This window comes from Proteiniclasticum ruminis DSM 24773 (assembly GCF_000701905.1).
GTDB classification, from domain to species: domain Bacteria; phylum Bacillota; class Clostridia; order Clostridiales; family Clostridiaceae; genus Proteiniclasticum; species Proteiniclasticum ruminis.
This window is the reverse complement of sequence record NZ_JNKC01000005.1, coordinates 165,495-181,492: the sequence shown is the minus strand read 5'-3', so window position 1 is coordinate 181,492 and position 15,998 is coordinate 165,495. Positions and strand designations below refer to the sequence as shown.

The window sequence follows — 15,998 nt, the reverse complement described above, 5'->3', positions numbered from 1 at the left end:
TTGTTGTATTTTGAATATAGAAATAATTATAACACTGACAAAAAATAATGAAAGAGCAAAAAAGTTAACAATTTTTTCTCAAGGAGTGGAAAAAAATAAAAGAGATTCCGGATGAAAAAAGAGCAAAGCATCTCTAGTAAGCTGCTCTGCTCCGGCTGTTATTCCTCCTCATCTTCAGTAAGGATCTTTCGCAAGGTACTGCTGATGAGGTCGTATTCATATCCCTTTCCTGCAAGAAAAGTGTAGAGTTTGGATTTCAGCTTGAAAGGGTCCTGTTCTCTTTTACTCAGCTGATCATATTTCTTTTTAGCTAGTTTGAAACAGGTATCTTCTTCAAGGCTGCTGTCTTTTAGAGATTCAAGTGCCTCATTGAGCACTTCTTTGTCCACACCTTTATGAAGCAGTTCATATTTTGCTTTTTTCTGGCCCCTGGACCGAAGCTTTTCTTTCAGATAAAGCTCCGCATAGCGTGCATCATCTAGAAGATTGTACTCTTTCAAAAGGGAAAGAACTCGTGTGATGGTGTCTTCATCAAACTCTTTCTCTTGGAGTTTCTTCTGAACCTCCTCTTCCGTTTTCATGGTCCGTTCCAAACTTCTAAGGGCTGTTTCTCGTGCACGGATGAAGGTATCTTCTTTCGCAATTTCCAACAGAAGATCTGTGTCAATCTTCATTCCCTTCACAAGACCTCTTTTGTAAATCAGTTCTTTGTCACAAGAGAGCAGAAACTCTTCATCAGCGTAGATGCTGACCCGGCTGCTGTTTTTCTTGTTTTCAGAAATCTTCGTTATTGTCTTCATGTTCCTCCCCTCTTAACCTGTAAATTGTAGGTGATGTGAAAATTTTCTTTGCAATGTTCATGATATCCTGAAGTGTCACATCTTTCAGCTTCTCCAGATCCTTCTGGAAGGAAAGCGGATCCTCTTTGCTGAGCACAGCATCCAGCATAAAGGATGACAGATCGCTGTGATGGTGAAGTGTGCTGAAGATACTGGTGGTGAGCACCTTCTTCATCAGAAAAAGATCCTCTTCTTTGAAGTAAGCTCCACGTTTGATCTCCTCCAGAATATGCAGAATCAGTTCTTCCGCATCCTCCAGGCGCTCGTCAGGTACCTGAGTGTAAATCATGAGATTCTGTAAGGGGTCTGTAAGCTCCAAATCAGAATATACATCATAGGCAAGTCCACGGTTCTCTCTAAGCTCTCTGAAAAGAATAGAATTTCCACTGACACCAAGTTTATAGTTCAGCACCCGAAGGGGAAGCTTCTCCTCCTCTTTGATTTCAAAGGTGTAGAGAAAACCCAGGGCGGACTGTTCCATATCCTTAAAGGAGGTGTGAATGCCCGGTGTATTCTTTTCAAAGGCCACGTTTTTCTTTGGCTGAGGACCTGTTTTCCATGTGCCGAAGTAATCTTCCACCATGGAAACAGCCTCATTGTGAGACAAATCTGACACAAGGACTAAGATGGATTCATTGGGAATATAATGCTTCTGATGGAATGAGAAAAGATCTTCCGCTCTCAAAGAAGAGATGCTTTCTTTCGTGCCAATGACATCATATTTCAACGGACTGCTGTTGTAGGCTTTTTCGAACAGGAGTTTATGTGTGCTGTCTTCCACGTCATCCAGAGAGGCTTTCAGTTCTGAGATGATCACAGTTCGTTCTTTTTCCATCTCGCTCTTACAGAAGGTTGGATGCTGGATCATATCAGAGAGCAGCATCAGGGCATCTCCCAGTTCACTGGTCATGGCGGAGACTGTGAACACCGTAGAAATATAGTCCGTATATGCATTGAAATCTCCACCCAAATGTTCAATCTTATGATTGAGGGTTTGGTTATCCAGAGTTTCTGTTCCTTTAAAAAGCATATGCTCGATGAAATGACAGATTCCTTTCTGAGCCATAGGTTCGTAGAGCGCACCGATACGGATGCCTAGGTTGAGTGAAAATAGACTTCCTGGTTTCACCACCGTGAGTATAGTAAGTCCATTTTCAAGGGTGGATTGTCTGTAATCGATCATATCTCTTCTTATCTCCATTTATGATAGTTTTTTCTTTGCAACAACAATAAGAGGCAGGGAGGAATCTGTATAAGGATCTTTTTTGAAACTGCCGTACAGATGGATCTCCTCAAAGCCTGCTTCCATCAGCAAGTGGACAAGCTCCTCACTTTTCAACGGAAACAGCAGCACCGAAGCTTCTTCTGTTTCACCTTGCAGAGTCAGTTTTGAGGAAAAATCAACAAGATGCGCCTCAGCATCATAGGTGTAGTTCCGCTCAAAAGTCAGGCTGATTTCTGGCACATGGATGGTGGGAAGATGGTCGATGTGCTCTTTCAGAATCCGGTCATAATTAATGATCTGAATCACCAGATCTCCGTCTTCATTCAGGAGATTAATTGCCGTTGTGATGAAGCTTTTAATCTGATTTAGGGAGTTCAGGTGCACCAGAGAATTTCCGATGATGAAAATCCGTCTTAAACCGCCTTCATGAACAAGATCCATATCCAGCATGTTTGAGACGATGAAATCCCCTTGTATTCCCTGCTCTTCCGCTTTCTTTTCCGCAATCCGGATCATGGACTCCTCCAGATCAAGACCGCAGGACAGGATACCTTCCTTTCGAAGTGCAATGGTGTAAGAACCTGTACCACAAGCGACATCCAGCACTTTATCCTGAGGATTGAGCCCTTCACGGATGAAGTCATAGGTAGAATTCTGAAATGGGAAAATATAGTCATAGTGTTTTTCAAGAATCTCATAAAATCTCATCGGTACCGCTCCTTCTGCTACGCATCTCTGTCACCTGTATGACACAATACAATACTATAATACAGTATACAACAAGAGTCCTGAAAATTACAGCCAGCGTGTTCAGATACCTGAACACTATAGAAATCCCCTGGGGTATGATGATATAATGGTTAAAACTGAACTGGTACACCAAGGGGGATATTATGAATTACAAGTATACAGAAATCATGGATTATTTACGTTCTGAGATTGATAAAGATGTTTATACGGATAAACTCCCATCTATCCGTGGTCTTGCCATCAAATTTGGGTGTTCAAATTCAACAGTAATCAAAGCATACAATGAACTGGAATCGCTGCAGCTGGTTTTTTCAGCACCAAAGAGCGGGTACTATATCAACAAGAATAAAAAGAGAAGCACCACAGAATATGATTTTTACTCTGGTGTACCCAACAATAAAAATCTTCCCCTGGCATCTATGAAGAAAATTTATGATCAGGTGCTTGAAGAGAAGAACCAGAACCTTCTGAACTACAGCTATCCCATGGGATACAACCTGCTGAGAGAACACCTGCTTATGGAGCTGCATGATCCGGAGGTTTCTCTGGAATCTGTACTCATAACAGAAGGTGCGCAAGGTGCCATAGACCTTTTGCTCGGTGCTGATCTCAGGGAGAAAAAGGTGCTGGTGGAAGATCCGACCTACAACATCGTCCTTTCTTATCTTAGAATCAAGAACATACCCCATGAAACCATTATGCGAACCAAAGACGGGCTGGATCTGATTCAGCTGGAGGAACAGGCGAAAACTGGAGAGTTCCAGTTCTTTTACACCATCAGCAGAAATCATAATCCTTTGGGAACGGATCTGAAAGAGAAGGAAATGAAAAAAGTGTTGGAGCTTGCCCGGAAGTATGATTTTTATATCATTGAGGATGACTATCTCTCAGAACTATCGAAAGGAAGCACATTCTTCAGTTTAGGAAAAGACCGTACTGTTTATGTACGAAGTTACAGCAAGACCATCAGTCCTTCCTTGAGAATTGCCTCAGTCATTGCACCCATGGAGCTTGCTAAAAAGCTGTCCTATAATATCACCTATCTCAATGGTGGAGCTCCCCTCTTCAATCAGGCCATTCTTCTGAAATACCTGAAGTCGGAGTTTTATATGAAAGATATGTCTGTGCTTAAGGATCGGGTCAAGCAGAATATCATGATTTTTAAAAATGCGCTCCAGGGATTTCCGTTTGATTATTACATTCCTGAGACGGGCTTTTTTGCAAGTCTTTATTTCCCCAAGGATTTCAAGCTGAAAACTCTTTTGGAGGGACTGCAGGTGAAAGGATACAGATTCCGTGATCTGCAGGGGTTTACCAAGCAGGAAGACCGGAAGATCCTAAGAATCAGTCTGACGAGGGTGGAACCTAATGCGATGAATACAGCCATTAAGGAGCTTGTGAAGGAAGTGCTTCTCATGAAGGGCGACAAGGATGACAAAAACAAGATCTATATTTAGTTATCTGAAAGGATGAAGTGAAGATGGATAAAGAAATTCTCATTGTGGAAGATGAAAAAAGGCTGAGGGATCTTCTTCGCGATTATTTGGTAAAAGAAGGATATCATGTGGATCTGGCCTCACATGGTGAGGAGGGCCTTCATATGGCTTTGGAGAAAGACTATGATCTGATACTTCTGGATGTGATGATGCCTTTTATGAATGGATTTGATATGCTGGAAGAACTGAGAAAAAAGAAGAATACCCGGGTGTTCTATATCACAGCAAAAACCATGGATGAGGATTTTGTCAAAGCTTATGAGATTGGTGCGGATGATTTCATCGCCAAGCCCTTTTCGCCAAAGATTCTGGTTATGAAAATCGGCAATCTGTTTAAACGTTTGGAGCAGGAGGACCCGCTTCAGGAAGAGCTTGTCTTTGGACGGCTGACCCTCCATCCGGGGGCGCAGAGAGTCTATGTGGAGACTTCAGAAATATTCCTGACAAAAAAAGAATTTGAACTGCTTCTCCTTTTCACCCAGAATAAGGACCTGGTTCTATCTCGAGAGATCATTCTGGAGAAAGTATGGGGATTTGATTATGAAGGAGATCTGAGAGCCATTGATACCAGCATCAAGAGGCTCAGAGAGAAGCTCCAGACAGCAGCAGCCTATGTGGAGACGGTACGGGGATATGGATACAGATTCCGGGTGAGTGACGATGTTTAGATCTATTGCAAATAAGCTGACGTTGATTCTGATTGTTCTGATGGGTACGCTGCTTCTTGGATCGATGCTTTTTATGTCCTATTCTTTTGAGTCGTATTACACGGTAACGAAGAAAACAGCACTGGAAGAGAATCTTCAAGCCTTCAGAAATCAGGAAATATCTCAGAATGACACCTTTATAGAAGCCATCAATAACTTTGAGACCCAGAACAACACCCGTCTATTTATTTTTGGACAGAATGGCCAGCTCCAATATATGGCCTACGGCGGCAACAACATCGAAGGAGATTATATTGAAATCATCAACAGGTTTTTCAATGATCTCATCCGAGACCCCTCTCTTCGGGAGAACCTTCTCAAGGGACGGGAAATCTTAAGCCGAGAATATGAGCGGCAAGACGGCAGTATCCGCTATTTTTTAACGGCTGGTTCCATTCAGGTTGGCGACTATGAATCCTTTGCCATCTCAATCAGTTCAATGCTGCCCATCAATGAGTCCGCAAGAACGATTAAGAATTTCTTCTTTTATGTATTTCTGGGAGGCTTTATTGTAGTGGCTATACTTGCCTTCTTTGTGTCTAAAACTGTAACAAAGCCCGTCAGAAAGCTGATCCAGACATCCAAGGAGCTCGCGAGCCTGAACTTTGACGTAACCATAGAGAATACCCAAAAAGATGAGATTGGCGACCTGGCCGAAAGTTTGTCTACCCTCTCCTTCAATCTGAAAGGAGCACTGATGGAGCTGCAGGAAAAGAACAAACTTCTGGAGGAGGATATACGAAAAACTCAACGACTTGAGAACCAGAGAAAAGATTTCATCCGGGATATATCCCATGAACTGAAGACGCCGATTACGCTGATACAGGGTTACACTGAAGGTCTTATTGACGGTGTGGCGTCTGAAAGCAAAGACGAGTATCTTTCCATCATCCTGGATGAGACCAGAAACATGGAGAAACTGGTGAAAGATATGATTGAGCTGAACTATACAGAGTCCGATTCCTTTACAGTGTCCATGGAACCCGTTCATCTGAACAGACTTGTGGTGAATTGTGCTTCTCCGTTTTTGGAAATCTATGGCGATAAGATTCATTTTGAGTTCAGGATGCCTGTCAGCTATATGATTTATGGAGACAGCAGCAAGCTGTCCACCGCACTGAGAAATATCATCAAGAATGCCATCAGCTATACGGATGAGAAGCCTGAGGCCACTGTCATGATCATGCTCGATAAAGAGGACAGAGGACTTTCTCTTAAGGTCAAGAATTCCCCTGCGCATATTGAAGAGAAAGAACTTCAGAATCTATGGGTCCAGTTCTACAAGAAAGATCAGTCCAGGCAGAGAAAAGAAGGAAGTTCAGGACTGGGACTTTCCATTGTGAAGAATATACTGGAGAAGCACAAGTACCAGTACAGTCTTTATAATGATGAAGAAGGCGTGGTTTTTGAAATCATCTTCAGCGAGTTTAGAGAGTATGACACAAATGAACAGGAATAAACGAGGTCAAAAAAAACGATAAAAAGAATCCGACATGGAAACACCCCTGTGAACAAGGAGCGTAATACGCAAAGCCTAGTTTACAGGGGTGATTTTTTTGCTTCTGAATGGATGGTTATAATGTGAATCCGCCGTCAATGGTCAGAACCTGACCTGTGATGTAGGTTCCTTTTTGTACAAGAAAAGCGGCCAGATCTGCAATCTCCTCTGGAGAAGCGAGCCTGTTGAAGGGAATATCTTCAGTAAAAGTGCGCATCTCCTCCGGTGTGAGATTAGAAAGGAGTTCGGTGTGAACACCTCCTGGCGCAATGGCGTTTACTCTGATGTTCATATGGGAAAGCTCCGCTGCGAGGCTTCGGGTAAACTGCTCTACGGCCCCTTTTGTCATGGAGTAAGCCACTTCCATGGAAGCTGCTCTGGAACCCCAGATGGAAGAGATGCTGAGAATAGATCCCTCTCCTTTTGAAATCATCTTTGGGATGACTTCTTTCGTGAGATAAAATAGTGGCTTCACATTAACTTCAAACAGCCTTTCGAATTCACTATCTTGCATTTCATGAAAGAGACTTCGGACAGAGATGCCTGCACTGTGTATGAGGACATCGATACTGCTATGATGGTTTAGGATATGCTGGAATTCAGTGGTGTAACTTTTCGTGTCTGAAAAATCCAAACTATAAATGGAAACAGGTACTTGGGCTGAAAGCTCTTCTTTCAGCTGTTGTGCTTTTTCGAGATTTTTGGAAAAAATCAGGATGAGCTCATAGCCAAGGGAGGCGAATTTTCGGGCGATAGCCTCTCCTATTCCTCCTGTCGCTCCGGTGATCACCGCTTTTTTCAAACAATCCCCTCCTTTCGTCTTTTTAAATTATAGCAGAGTTCTGCAGAGAAACGAAGAAGGATCCCCATGAATGGAGATCCTTTCCGAATGTTTTTACTGCTGAGATCTTTTCTCCCCGATGATGTCTGCTATGGCTGCAATACTGCCAAGTGAGTTCAGTGTGTCCACGGGAAGAATGAGTTTGTTCGCTGGATTTGTGGCCATTTCCTTTAAGGCTTCCACTTGCTTCAGCGCAATGATTCTTGCATCTGTACCAGACTCGATGATAGAAGCATTCACTTTACGTATGGCTTCAGCCTCAGCGTTGGAAATGGCTTCGATAGCTCGGGCTTTACCTTCCGCTTCCAGAAGCTGAGACTCTTTCATACCTTCTGCCAGTCGGATGTTCTTTTCTTTCTCTGCTTCAGCACGCAGGATATTGCTTCGTTTTTCGCCTTCTGCTCTAGCGATGCTGGACTCTCTGTCTCCTTCAGCAATGAGAATTGCAGCTCTTTTTTCTCGCTCTGCCTTCATCTGCTTTTCCATAGCGTTCTGAATCTCTTCTGGAGGCACAATGTTTTTGATTTCCACAGAGAGAATCTTGATGCCATAGGCGTCTGTAATGGAGTCTACAATATCCAGAAGTTTCATGTTGATTCTGTCACGTCCTGCGAGCACTTCGTCCAGTGACATATCACCGATGATGTTACGCATATTTGTGATGGTGGAGTACATGATACCAGATACATAATTTTCAATATTGTATACGGCATCTTTAGGATTCAGCACCTGATAGAAGATGACATTATCAACGCTGATATTGACATTATCTTTTGTGATTACATTTTGAGGCTGAATGTCAAGGATCTGCTGCTTCATAGAGATTTTTCTTCTGACATAATCTACAAAAGGCAGTATGACATGCCACCCGGGCTGAAGGGTTTTGTAATATTGTCCGAACCTCTCAAGTACGTATACAGAACCGGTATTGACGACCTTGATGGAGCTTAAAAGCACCACCATAATGAATAATAGAATGACTGCTGTAATGATAATCCATGGCATGTTAATTTTCCTCCTTACGAATGATTAATTTGTTGTCTTCAATCTTCAGAACACTGAAACGTTCCCCTGGTTGTACAGGGTCCCCGATGTTTTTCAGGTTCCAGTAGATTCCATTGACTTTTTGCTGTGCTGATCCTGTAATCTCTTTTTCAGCAATAAAGGTATGTCCAATGATTTTATCTACTAAAATGGGATCATTGGGAATGTTCCTTTTGATATATTTCCTGCTGATGCGGTTGCCAATAATGAGGGCAACAAGACCAATCAGAAAAGCTATCAGCATCTGAATCCAAAAATCAACATAGAATCCTGCAAGCCAGGCTGCGAGAAATCCAATGCCGATCCATGAAAACAGAACATTGCTTGTCATGAGATCCAGGACGGCTACAACAATAATCAGAATGAGCCAGATCCAGTTCATATTCATCTCCTCCTTATGTTGATAGTATAGCATACATGCGGTATAAAATAAAGTATTAAGCAGTAAATAATAACGCTTAATAAAATAGAGTAAACCATGTTGAAAAAGTGTTGAAGGTGGCTTACTGAGCCTGCTGCAGGTTTATAGAATATAGAGACAAATCTCACGTTAGTTATGAATAAAATGTAAATTATTTTTGCAGGAATAACTGCCGGAATATTCTAAACATGATGAAACCCTCATATTTCAACGGGTTTCATCAATTGTGGCAGAATATGAATGAAATTCTGGTGAAAGTGCAATATGAAATCTATTACAAATGAAAGGTTGTTCATGTTATGATAAGAGTGAAAATAATGCTTGCCAAAACCTGTGTATCTGTTGATGCCCATGTAGTTGAGCAGCATTTAAATTAGGGAGGTCAAAATGAAAGAAGTAGTAATTGTCAGTGCGGTGAGAACCCCGGTAGGGAGTTTCGGTGGAGTATTCAAAGATGTTCCTGCAGTAGATCTTGGTGTGGTCGCTGTGAAGGAAGCCATCAGACAAGCTGGTATCAAACCAGAAGATGTCAATGAAGTTTATATGGGTTGTATTCTTCAGGCCGGCTTAGGCCAAGGGGTTGCAAGGCAGATTTCTGTGAAAGCAGGAATTCCAGTGGAAGTTCCTGCAACAACAATCAATATGCTCTGCGGATCTGGTTTAAGAACGGTATCATTGGCAGCTCAGACCATCATTGCTGGTGACAATGACGTGGTTGTTGTAGGTGGTGCGGAAAATATGTCCAGGGCTCCGTACGTGCTGAACAACGCTCGTTTCGGATCCAGAATGGGTAATGATACCATGGTGGATACCATGGTTCATGATGCGCTTACAGATGCATTCAATGGATATCATATGGGGATAACAGCAGAGAATGTTGCTGAAAAATACGGAATTACAAGAGAAGAACAGGATGCATTCGCAGCTTCCAGCCAGAACAAAGCAGAAAAAGCCATGGCGGAGGGCAAATTCAAGGATGAAATCGCTCCTGTGACCATACCACAGCGAAGAGGTGAACCTCTTGTTGTGGATACAGACGAATATCCCAAAAAAGGTGTGACTGCAGAATCTCTGGCAAAACTGAGACCTGCATTCAAGAAAGATGGTACAGTCACTGCAGGAAATGCGTCTGGAATCAATGATGGTGCGGCTGCACTTGTGGTCATGAGCAAAGAGAAAGCAGATGAACTGGGACTGACTCCATTAGCAACCATCGTTTCCTATGGCAATGGAGGTGTGGATCCAAGCATTATGGGCATCGGACCTGTTCCATCCACAAAAACAGCACTTCAGAAGTCAGGACTTACCATTGATGATATGGACCTTATTGAAGCAAATGAGGCTTTTGCTGCCCAGGCTTTAGCTGTAGGCAAGGAACTTAAATGGGATGCAGAAAAGGTGAATGTGAATGGCGGAGCCATTGCATTAGGACATCCTGTGGGGGCTTCTGGAGCGAGAATCCTTGTGACACTCCTTCATGAAATGAAGAGAAGAAACTCCAATTATGGCCTTGCTACCCTGTGCATTGGTGGCGGTATGGGGACTTCAGTGGTTGTAAAGAGATAACTGTAAACTGATATAGAGTGGTGTATGCACCAGCTTCAAGCCATGACGCTTTTTGTGTCATGGCTTCCCTTTTAGGAGCAGATTTTCTATCTGAAAAGCAATTTGAAGTAAAAAAAATAAAAGCTGTCTTCGATGGAAGACAGCCTTTTCAGCTTTTCTTATGCAGTGATATCCTTAGGTTTAGCCTTGTGAATCATAAGAAGATTCTCAATGGTTGTTTTAGGGCAAACTTCTACACAAGCGTTACACTGAGTACATTTGTCGTAATCAATCTTCGCCAGGTTGTTGTTCACGTGTATTGCATCGTATTCACAAGCTTTTTCGCACTTCTTGCAAGCAATACAGCCGACTTCACAGTTCTGCATAATGTCTCTGGCAGAGTCTAAAGAGTTGCAGGCAACTCGAACTCTGGAGTTCAGTGGAACGGATTCGATGAGATTCTTAGGGCAGGATTTTACACAAGCGCCACAGTTGGTGCACTTGTTCTCATCAATGATGGCAATGCCGTCCCGGATGACAATGGCGTCAAACTCGCAGACACCCACACAAGTGCCAAGGCCAAGACAGCCATAGGAGCAGGATTTTGATCCTCCACCTGGAAGTGCGGCAGCGCTGACGCAATCCATAATACCATGATACTCATATTTTTCTTTTGCCTTATTGCAGTCTCCGTTACACTTCACATAAGCAACCATGACTTCCTGAGCGTTTACTTTCACGCCCATGATATCTCCGATCTGGTTGGCTACAGGGTTTCCGCCAACTGTGCAAAGGGATGGTGAAGCGCCGTTCAGTGCGACACCCTTTGCATAGGCTTCACAGCCTGCAAATCCGCATCCGCCACAGTTTACACCAGGAAGAACCAGAAGGATTTCTTCAACTTTGGGCTCCTGTTTTACAGCAAATACTTCTGCTGCATATCCGAGAAGTACCGCCAGGACGATACCTAATCCAGCCATAATGGCGATTGGAATCAATATTTCAGTCATTGTTTCATCCCCCCTTCTTTAAATCATGCCTTGGAAGCCAAGGAATGCGATAGCCATAAGGCCTGCTGTAACAAGTGCGATGGGCAGTCCTTGGAATGCCTGAGGAATGCTGGAAACACGATCAAGCTTTTCTCGGATGCTTGCCATCAGAACAATAGCAAGAAAGTATCCAAGTGCAGCACCTATTGCGTTGGTTAAGCTGCCCATCAGGGAAAGCTTCTCCTGCACGTTGAGGAAGGTAACACCAAGCACAGCGCAGTTTGTAGTGATAAGGGGCAAAAAGATTCCGAGCGCATCATAAAGTGCTGGGCTGATCTTTTTGATGACCATTTCAACGAACTGTACTAACGCCGCGATTACAAGAATGAAGGCAACGGTCTTCAGGTAATCCAGATCATAAGGTTCCAGAAGGAACGTGTACACGGACCAGGTACCTAAAGAGGCAATCACCATAACAAACAGTACAGCAAGCCCCATACCGATGGAAGCGTCTCTTTTTTTAGATACACCCAAGAAACTGCAGATTCCAAGGAATCTTGACAGAACGAAGTTGTTGATAAGCATTGCGTTGATAAATATAATGAGCAGGTCCATTAGTTGGCACCTCCATTCTGTAGAACTTCTTTATCGAGTTTGATGTTCATCTTGTCTGATTTAGGAAGGTCACAACCCATACCACAGCTCTCACAGTCATGGATTTTCAGGGAAGCTTTTCCTTTTTTCAGGTTTCTTTTATTGATAAAAGCCATGATCAATCCTAGGGTAAGGAAAGCACCAGGTGCCAAGATCATAATATTTGCTGGCTCGTATGCAGATGGCATCACTCTGAAACCTAATACGGTTCCAGCACCAAAGATTTCTCTGAAGAATGCTAAAATACTCAGTGCAAAAGTGAAGCCAAGTCCCATTCCGATTCCATCGTAGATGGAATGAAGAACGTTGTTCTTGCTGGCATAGGCTTCTGCTCTTCCAAGGATAACACAGTTCACAACGATCAGCGGAATAAACAGACCAAGAGATTTATAGAGGTCTGGAAGGTACGCTGCAAGGAACATATCAATCATGGATACAAATCCAGCGATGACAACAATATATGCAGGAATACGGATCTTATTAGGGATATATTTTCTCAGTACTGAGATAATTGCATTAGACAATATCAGTACTGCAGTAGAAGACAATCCCATACCCAGCGCATTTTCAACACTGGTGGAAACTGCCAGAGTAGGACACATGGCAAGAACCTGAACGAAAATCGGGTTCTCACTGAAAAGTCCATTTTTCAATCTTTCTATCAATGCCAACATATTAATTTCCTCCTTGCATCAGTACATCATTGTAATAGAGGATGGCCTGATTCACTGCTTTGAATGCGCCCTTTGAGCTTTCCGAAGCGCCTGAGTAAATTTCTACGGTAAGTTCCTGAGCTTCTTTTCCTTGGAAGAGCTGTTGGAAGCCTTCCTGCTCAATGACATCTCCAAGACCCTTCGTTTCATTTTGTTCCAGAACAACGATGTTGGAAATTTTCATTGTGGCGTTGTCAAATCCGACAGCAATGGTCATCGGCATATCTTGATAGTATCCAGCGTGGGATGTGATCACAATATATCCAGTGACTTCACCGGCTGTCTTCACTTCGAAGGTCTGGTATTCCCCTTCAATCTCCACCATTTCATCTCCTGTAAGCAGAAGAGTTTCAATGGTAGCCTCAGGTGCTTTTTCTTCCACAACCTCTTCCCCAAGGATGTTCTGTTTATGGAACTTCACAGCCTCATTGATGGCGCTTGCAACTGCGTTGGAGGAGATCGTTGCACCAGAGACTGCTACGATTTCATTCTCACTTGCAGCTGTGCCTTTTACCACCTGAAAATCAGCTGTGGTGGGTTTACCGGTAAACTGTGAGATGAAAGCTTCTTCTGCAACCAAAGCACCTAAACCAGGTGTTTCAGAAGACTGTGTTACTTTTGCGGCAACAAGATTTCCGTCTTTGTCAATTCCGGCGAGGATGGTGAGACCTGGTTTGTAACCATTCACAGTCATTTTGTAAACATGACCGATGACCTCATCTCCACTCTTTGCACGATACATTTCCGTGATAGCTTCATTTGCTTCGAACTCACCTGCAAAATCTTCGATGCTATCTGTTCCAGGCATAATCACAGCCAGATCATCCGCGTTCACGGCATTGTTCATGGCAATCTGTTCTTTTGTAGTCTCATAGACGAAAGCAACAAGGCCTCCGATGACCACGGAAATCACCATGAGGGTCAGACCAAGTGAAATCAGCTCATGAAGTAAGCTTTTCTTCTTCATTATGCAGTCGCCCCCTTCTTTGTATCTACTTTTCCTTCAAAGAAAGAATCAATAAATGGAGCAAAAACGTTACCGATGAGAACTGCGTAGTATGCTCCTTCAATATTCTTGGACAAGCCAATGAATAAAGATGCTGTCAGTCCTACGAATGCGGCATAAATCCATTTACCAGGGTTGGTGATGGATGAGCTTGCATAATCGTTGGCAAGGAAAAATGCTACTAAATAAATACTGCTGTTTCCTGCAAGAATGGTTACATCCCCAAGGACAACTGCTGAGAAGACAAAGGACACAAGAAGCACCATAAATGGAACTCTTGCACGGATGATTCCTTTTACTGCAAGGTAAAGTCCACCTACAAGAATGGCGATGATGGAAGCTTCTCCCAAGTTACCACCTGCGCTTCCAACGAGTCTTTCCTGGATTGAAACCCCTTCAAACCCCTTATTCACAACGAGGGTTCCGTAGGATACCACAGCGAAGATCTTTGCTGCTGCAGCAGGATTCATGAAGTTCTGTCCAAGTCCGCCAAAAATCTCTTTCACCAGTGAAATAGCGAAGATGGCAGAAAGAAGTGCAACCCAAAGTGGTGTGTCAACAGGTAAGATGAGTGCGAGGATCAGTCCGGTCACCACCGCGGATAAGTCGTTCAGTGAGTGCTTTTTATGAAGAAGTTTCTTAAAGAGAACTTCGGTACCCATACATCCAAGCACAGTAACTGCAATGAGTAGCAGACCTTTGATGCCGTTAAAGTAGATCCCGGCTGCTGCTACGGGTACTAGAGCAATAATGACATCCAGCATGATTCTGTTGACCCTCAGGTTTGATTTGATATGTGGAGAGGATGCAACGGTTATTTTTCTGTTTTCCATTCTTATTCCCTCCTATCTCTTAACCTTTTTCGCTGTTTTGAAAGATTGAAGCAAGTGTCTCTTGGATGGGCATACATAAGAGCATCGGCCACATTCAACACACATGCCACCACGCTTCTTGAAGAACTCATCGAAGTCACGGACAATGACCAGCTGATTCAGCTCATAAGGCTGTAGACCCATGGGGCAAACATCTGCGCATCGACCGCACTTAATGCAGTTCATCTCTTCATCGATGGAAACTTCGTTCTCATTGAGGAAAAGCACTTCTCTGATTCCTCTGTTGATGGGTGAATCTGTTGTGAAAACAGCATCACCAGACAGGATGTTTCCTGCCACAATTCTGAATGGGTTTTCTACACCCGCTTTCTCCATGACAAGGTCCAGGGTTGTGCCGGACATAACCTTGTATATACCAGGATTCTTCACTGCTCCGCCATTGATGAGAAGCAGCTGATAATGGGTGAGTCTCTGATCCATAAGGCCTCTAGCCACAGATGGCAGTAGGAACGCATCAATGACCATGGTGTCTTTCATGGCGAAATCGCCAAATACGTCTCTTGCCGCAAGGTTCATGTCATGATAGAACTGTGTTGGAATCTTTGAGATCAGACTCACTCCTGTGTTTTTCAAAAGTTCGGTAAATCCGATGACTGAATCTGCATCTGATGTGGAAAGAACGACAATCTGAGCGTCCTTGTATAAAGACTTCAGAAGTTCGATGCCCCGCAGAAAATCATGTTTTTCATTCTCATACAGGTAAGAATCTACTTGACCATAAAGTCCACTTTCCTGCGCATTGATCAGGATGTTTTTCGCATTGTCTTTAAATGACAGCTGCATCCCTCTTTTTCGGTTGGATAAGTTCTGTGTTTCAATCAGGCCCAATGCTTTTACTTTCTCACGAAGTTCATCCATAGATAACGTGCTGTAGCTGAATACTTCACGCTCTTCCTTCTCGTAAAGACCGTCATTTTCCACCAGGACTACATCTACCTTATTACCAAGCAGATCGATTTTTGTGGTGATTTGTTTTACTGTACCAGAAACACTGGAATACACAGGAACAACACTGTTGTTGTCTCCGGTCCCAATGACCTGATTGACCAGTACTCTGTCGCCTCTTTTGACTGTCGGTGAGCATTTCATATTATGCTGTTGAGATAGTGAATATACCATGTTCTTCGGTGCATCCACTTCTATGACTTCACTAAAGTGTTCCGCAACCTTGAACTTGGGCACATGCACTGCTTTTGAAATAGAAAACAGTTTCATATACATCCCCCTATTTTTAAATAAAAATATAACAAATACACTACATAGTATAACATTGTAAACGTTCATTAACAATATTTGACAAGAGATTAACAAGCGTAATTATAAGAAAAACCGTTGGAAATCAACGGTTTTTCTTAATTTCTTTTATTTAACAGTTTT

Annotated in this window: 16 protein-coding genes; 4 read left to right on the top strand and 12 right to left on the bottom strand. The window is 43.0% G+C overall.

The features are described 5' to 3' along the window. Window positions 1-158: 158 nt before the first annotated feature. Genes recX through T487_RS0107515 form a run of 3 tightly spaced genes read right to left on the bottom strand, consistent with a single transcriptional unit; the run spans window position 159 to window position 2,772 of the window. Window positions 159-800 carry a recombination regulator RecX gene (recX, locus tag T487_RS0107525; RefSeq protein ID WP_031576043.1) on the bottom strand — a complete coding sequence of 214 codons (642 nt, stop codon included), beginning with the start codon at window positions 798-800 and terminating at the stop codon, window positions 159-161. Beyond that, window positions 775-2,022 (bottom strand): M16 family metallopeptidase, encoded by a 1,248-nt coding sequence (locus tag T487_RS0107520; RefSeq protein ID WP_031576040.1) that lies wholly within the window; start codon window positions 2,020-2,022, stop codon window positions 775-777. The genes recX and T487_RS0107520 overlap by 26 nt, the downstream gene beginning before the upstream one ends. Window positions 2,023-2,040: 18 nt before the next feature. Further along, window positions 2,041-2,772, bottom strand: coding sequence for a class I SAM-dependent methyltransferase (locus tag T487_RS0107515; RefSeq protein ID WP_031576037.1), 732 nt, complete (start codon window positions 2,770-2,772; stop codon window positions 2,041-2,043). Between the two features lie 185 nt (window positions 2,773-2,957). Between T487_RS0107515 and T487_RS0107510 the strand changes: the two genes are divergently transcribed. Genes T487_RS0107510 through T487_RS0107500 form a run of 3 tightly spaced genes read left to right on the top strand, consistent with a single transcriptional unit; the run spans window position 2,958 to window position 6,476 of the window. Continuing rightward, window positions 2,958-4,271, top strand: coding sequence for an aminotransferase-like domain-containing protein (locus T487_RS0107510; protein ID WP_031576035.1), 1,314 nt, complete (start codon window positions 2,958-2,960; stop codon window positions 4,269-4,271). A 23-nt stretch (window positions 4,272-4,294) separates the two neighbouring features. After that, a complete protein-coding gene (locus T487_RS0107505) occupies window positions 4,295-4,978 on the top strand; it encodes a response regulator transcription factor (RefSeq protein WP_031576032.1) in 684 nt (227 codons plus the stop codon). After that, the gene (locus T487_RS0107500; protein WP_031576030.1) at window positions 4,971-6,476 is read left to right on the top strand and encodes a sensor histidine kinase; all 1,506 of its coding nucleotides are present in this window, start codon (window positions 4,971-4,973) and stop codon (window positions 6,474-6,476) included. The genes T487_RS0107505 and T487_RS0107500 overlap by 8 nt, the downstream gene beginning before the upstream one ends. A 115-nt stretch (window positions 6,477-6,591) precedes the next feature. On the opposite strand, the gene ymfI is transcribed toward T487_RS0107500, so the two are convergent. The 3 genes from ymfI to T487_RS0107485 all read right to left on the bottom strand — a co-directional run bounded on the left by ymfI (window position 6,592) and on the right by T487_RS0107485 (window position 8,782). Beyond that, window positions 6,592-7,317 (bottom strand): elongation factor P 5-aminopentanone reductase, encoded by a 726-nt coding sequence (ymfI, locus tag T487_RS0107495; protein WP_031576028.1) that lies wholly within the window; start codon window positions 7,315-7,317, stop codon window positions 6,592-6,594. A gap of 93 nt (window positions 7,318-7,410) precedes the next feature. Continuing rightward, the gene (locus T487_RS0107490) at window positions 7,411-8,361 is read right to left on the bottom strand and encodes an SPFH domain-containing protein (protein ID WP_031576025.1); all 951 of its coding nucleotides are present in this window, start codon (window positions 8,359-8,361) and stop codon (window positions 7,411-7,413) included. Between the two features lies 1 nt (window position 8,362). Next, window positions 8,363-8,782 carry an NfeD family protein gene (locus tag T487_RS0107485; protein WP_051651588.1) on the bottom strand — a complete coding sequence of 140 codons (420 nt, stop codon included), beginning with the start codon at window positions 8,780-8,782 and terminating at the stop codon, window positions 8,363-8,365. Between the two features lie 426 nt (window positions 8,783-9,208). Here T487_RS0107485 and T487_RS0107480 point away from each other — a divergent pair, with 426 nt between their 5' ends. After that, complete coding sequence (locus tag T487_RS0107480) at window positions 9,209-10,387, top strand: acetyl-CoA C-acetyltransferase (protein WP_031576019.1); 1,179 nt, start codon at window positions 9,209-9,211, stop codon at window positions 10,385-10,387. Window positions 10,388-10,545: 158 nt separating this feature from the next. Here T487_RS0107480 and T487_RS0107475 read toward each other — a convergent pair whose 3' ends face one another. Genes T487_RS0107475 through T487_RS0107450 form a run of 6 tightly spaced genes read right to left on the bottom strand, consistent with a single transcriptional unit; the run spans window position 10,546 to window position 15,836 of the window. Then, window positions 10,546-11,376, bottom strand: a complete 831-nt coding sequence (locus T487_RS0107475; protein WP_031576017.1) for an RnfABCDGE type electron transport complex subunit B — start codon at window positions 11,374-11,376, stop codon at window positions 10,546-10,548. A gap of 18 nt (window positions 11,377-11,394) precedes the next feature. Further along, entirely contained in the window at window positions 11,395-11,970 is a 576-nt protein-coding gene (gene rsxA, locus T487_RS0107470; protein ID WP_031576015.1) for an electron transport complex subunit RsxA, read from the bottom strand. Continuing rightward, window positions 11,970-12,683, bottom strand: coding sequence for an RnfABCDGE type electron transport complex subunit E (locus T487_RS0107465; protein ID WP_074542638.1), 714 nt, complete (start codon window positions 12,681-12,683; stop codon window positions 11,970-11,972). The genes rsxA and T487_RS0107465 overlap by 1 nt, the downstream gene beginning before the upstream one ends. 1 nt (window position 12,684) lies before the next feature. Continuing rightward, window positions 12,685-13,689, bottom strand: a complete 1,005-nt coding sequence (locus T487_RS15895; RefSeq protein WP_051651587.1) for an RnfABCDGE type electron transport complex subunit G — start codon at window positions 13,687-13,689, stop codon at window positions 12,685-12,687. Then, a complete protein-coding gene (locus T487_RS0107455) occupies window positions 13,689-14,561 on the bottom strand; it encodes an RnfABCDGE type electron transport complex subunit D (RefSeq protein WP_051651586.1) in 873 nt (290 codons plus the stop codon). The genes T487_RS15895 and T487_RS0107455 overlap by 1 nt, the downstream gene beginning before the upstream one ends. A gap of 12 nt (window positions 14,562-14,573) precedes the next feature. Beyond that, window positions 14,574-15,836: a 4Fe-4S dicluster domain-containing protein gene (locus tag T487_RS0107450; protein WP_031576006.1), complete on the bottom strand. Its 1,263-nt coding sequence runs from the start codon at window positions 15,834-15,836 to the stop codon at window positions 14,574-14,576. Window positions 15,837-15,998 lie beyond the last annotated feature (162 nt).

Bases quoted from the DNA above. Each gene is read 5' to 3' on its own strand.
- recX (WP_031576043.1), bottom strand. From the start codon at position 800: ATGAAGACAATAACGAAGATTTCTGAAAACAAGAAAAACAGCAGCCGG.
- T487_RS0107520 (WP_031576040.1), bottom strand. From the start codon at position 2,022: ATGATCGATTACAGACAATCCACCCTTGAAAATGGACTTACTATACTC.
- T487_RS0107515 (WP_031576037.1), bottom strand. From the start codon at position 2,772: ATGAGATTTTATGAGATTCTTGAAAAACACTATGACTATATTTTCCCA.
- T487_RS0107510 (WP_031576035.1), top strand. From the start codon at position 2,958: ATGAATTACAAGTATACAGAAATCATGGATTATTTACGTTCTGAGATT.
- T487_RS0107505 (WP_031576032.1), top strand. From the start codon at position 4,295: ATGGATAAAGAAATTCTCATTGTGGAAGATGAAAAAAGGCTGAGGGAT.
- T487_RS0107500 (WP_031576030.1), top strand. From the start codon at position 4,971: ATGTTTAGATCTATTGCAAATAAGCTGACGTTGATTCTGATTGTTCTG.
- T487_RS0107490 (WP_031576025.1), bottom strand. From the start codon at position 8,361: ATGCCATGGATTATCATTACAGCAGTCATTCTATTATTCATTATGGTG.
- T487_RS0107485 (WP_051651588.1), bottom strand. From the start codon at position 8,782: ATGAACTGGATCTGGCTCATTCTGATTATTGTTGTAGCCGTCCTGGAT.
- T487_RS0107480 (WP_031576019.1), top strand. From the start codon at position 9,209: ATGAAAGAAGTAGTAATTGTCAGTGCGGTGAGAACCCCGGTAGGGAGT.
- T487_RS0107475 (WP_031576017.1), bottom strand. From the start codon at position 11,376: ATGACTGAAATATTGATTCCAATCGCCATTATGGCTGGATTAGGTATC.
- rsxA (WP_031576015.1), bottom strand. From the start codon at position 11,970: ATGGACCTGCTCATTATATTTATCAACGCAATGCTTATCAACAACTTC.
- T487_RS0107465 (WP_074542638.1), bottom strand. From the start codon at position 12,683: ATGTTGGCATTGATAGAAAGATTGAAAAATGGACTTTTCAGTGAGAAC.
- T487_RS15895 (WP_051651587.1), bottom strand. From the start codon at position 13,689: ATGAAGAAGAAAAGCTTACTTCATGAGCTGATTTCACTTGGTCTGACC.
- T487_RS0107455 (WP_051651586.1), bottom strand. From the start codon at position 14,561: ATGGAAAACAGAAAAATAACCGTTGCATCCTCTCCACATATCAAATCA.
- T487_RS0107450 (WP_031576006.1), bottom strand. From the start codon at position 15,836: ATGAAACTGTTTTCTATTTCAAAAGCAGTGCATGTGCCCAAGTTCAAG.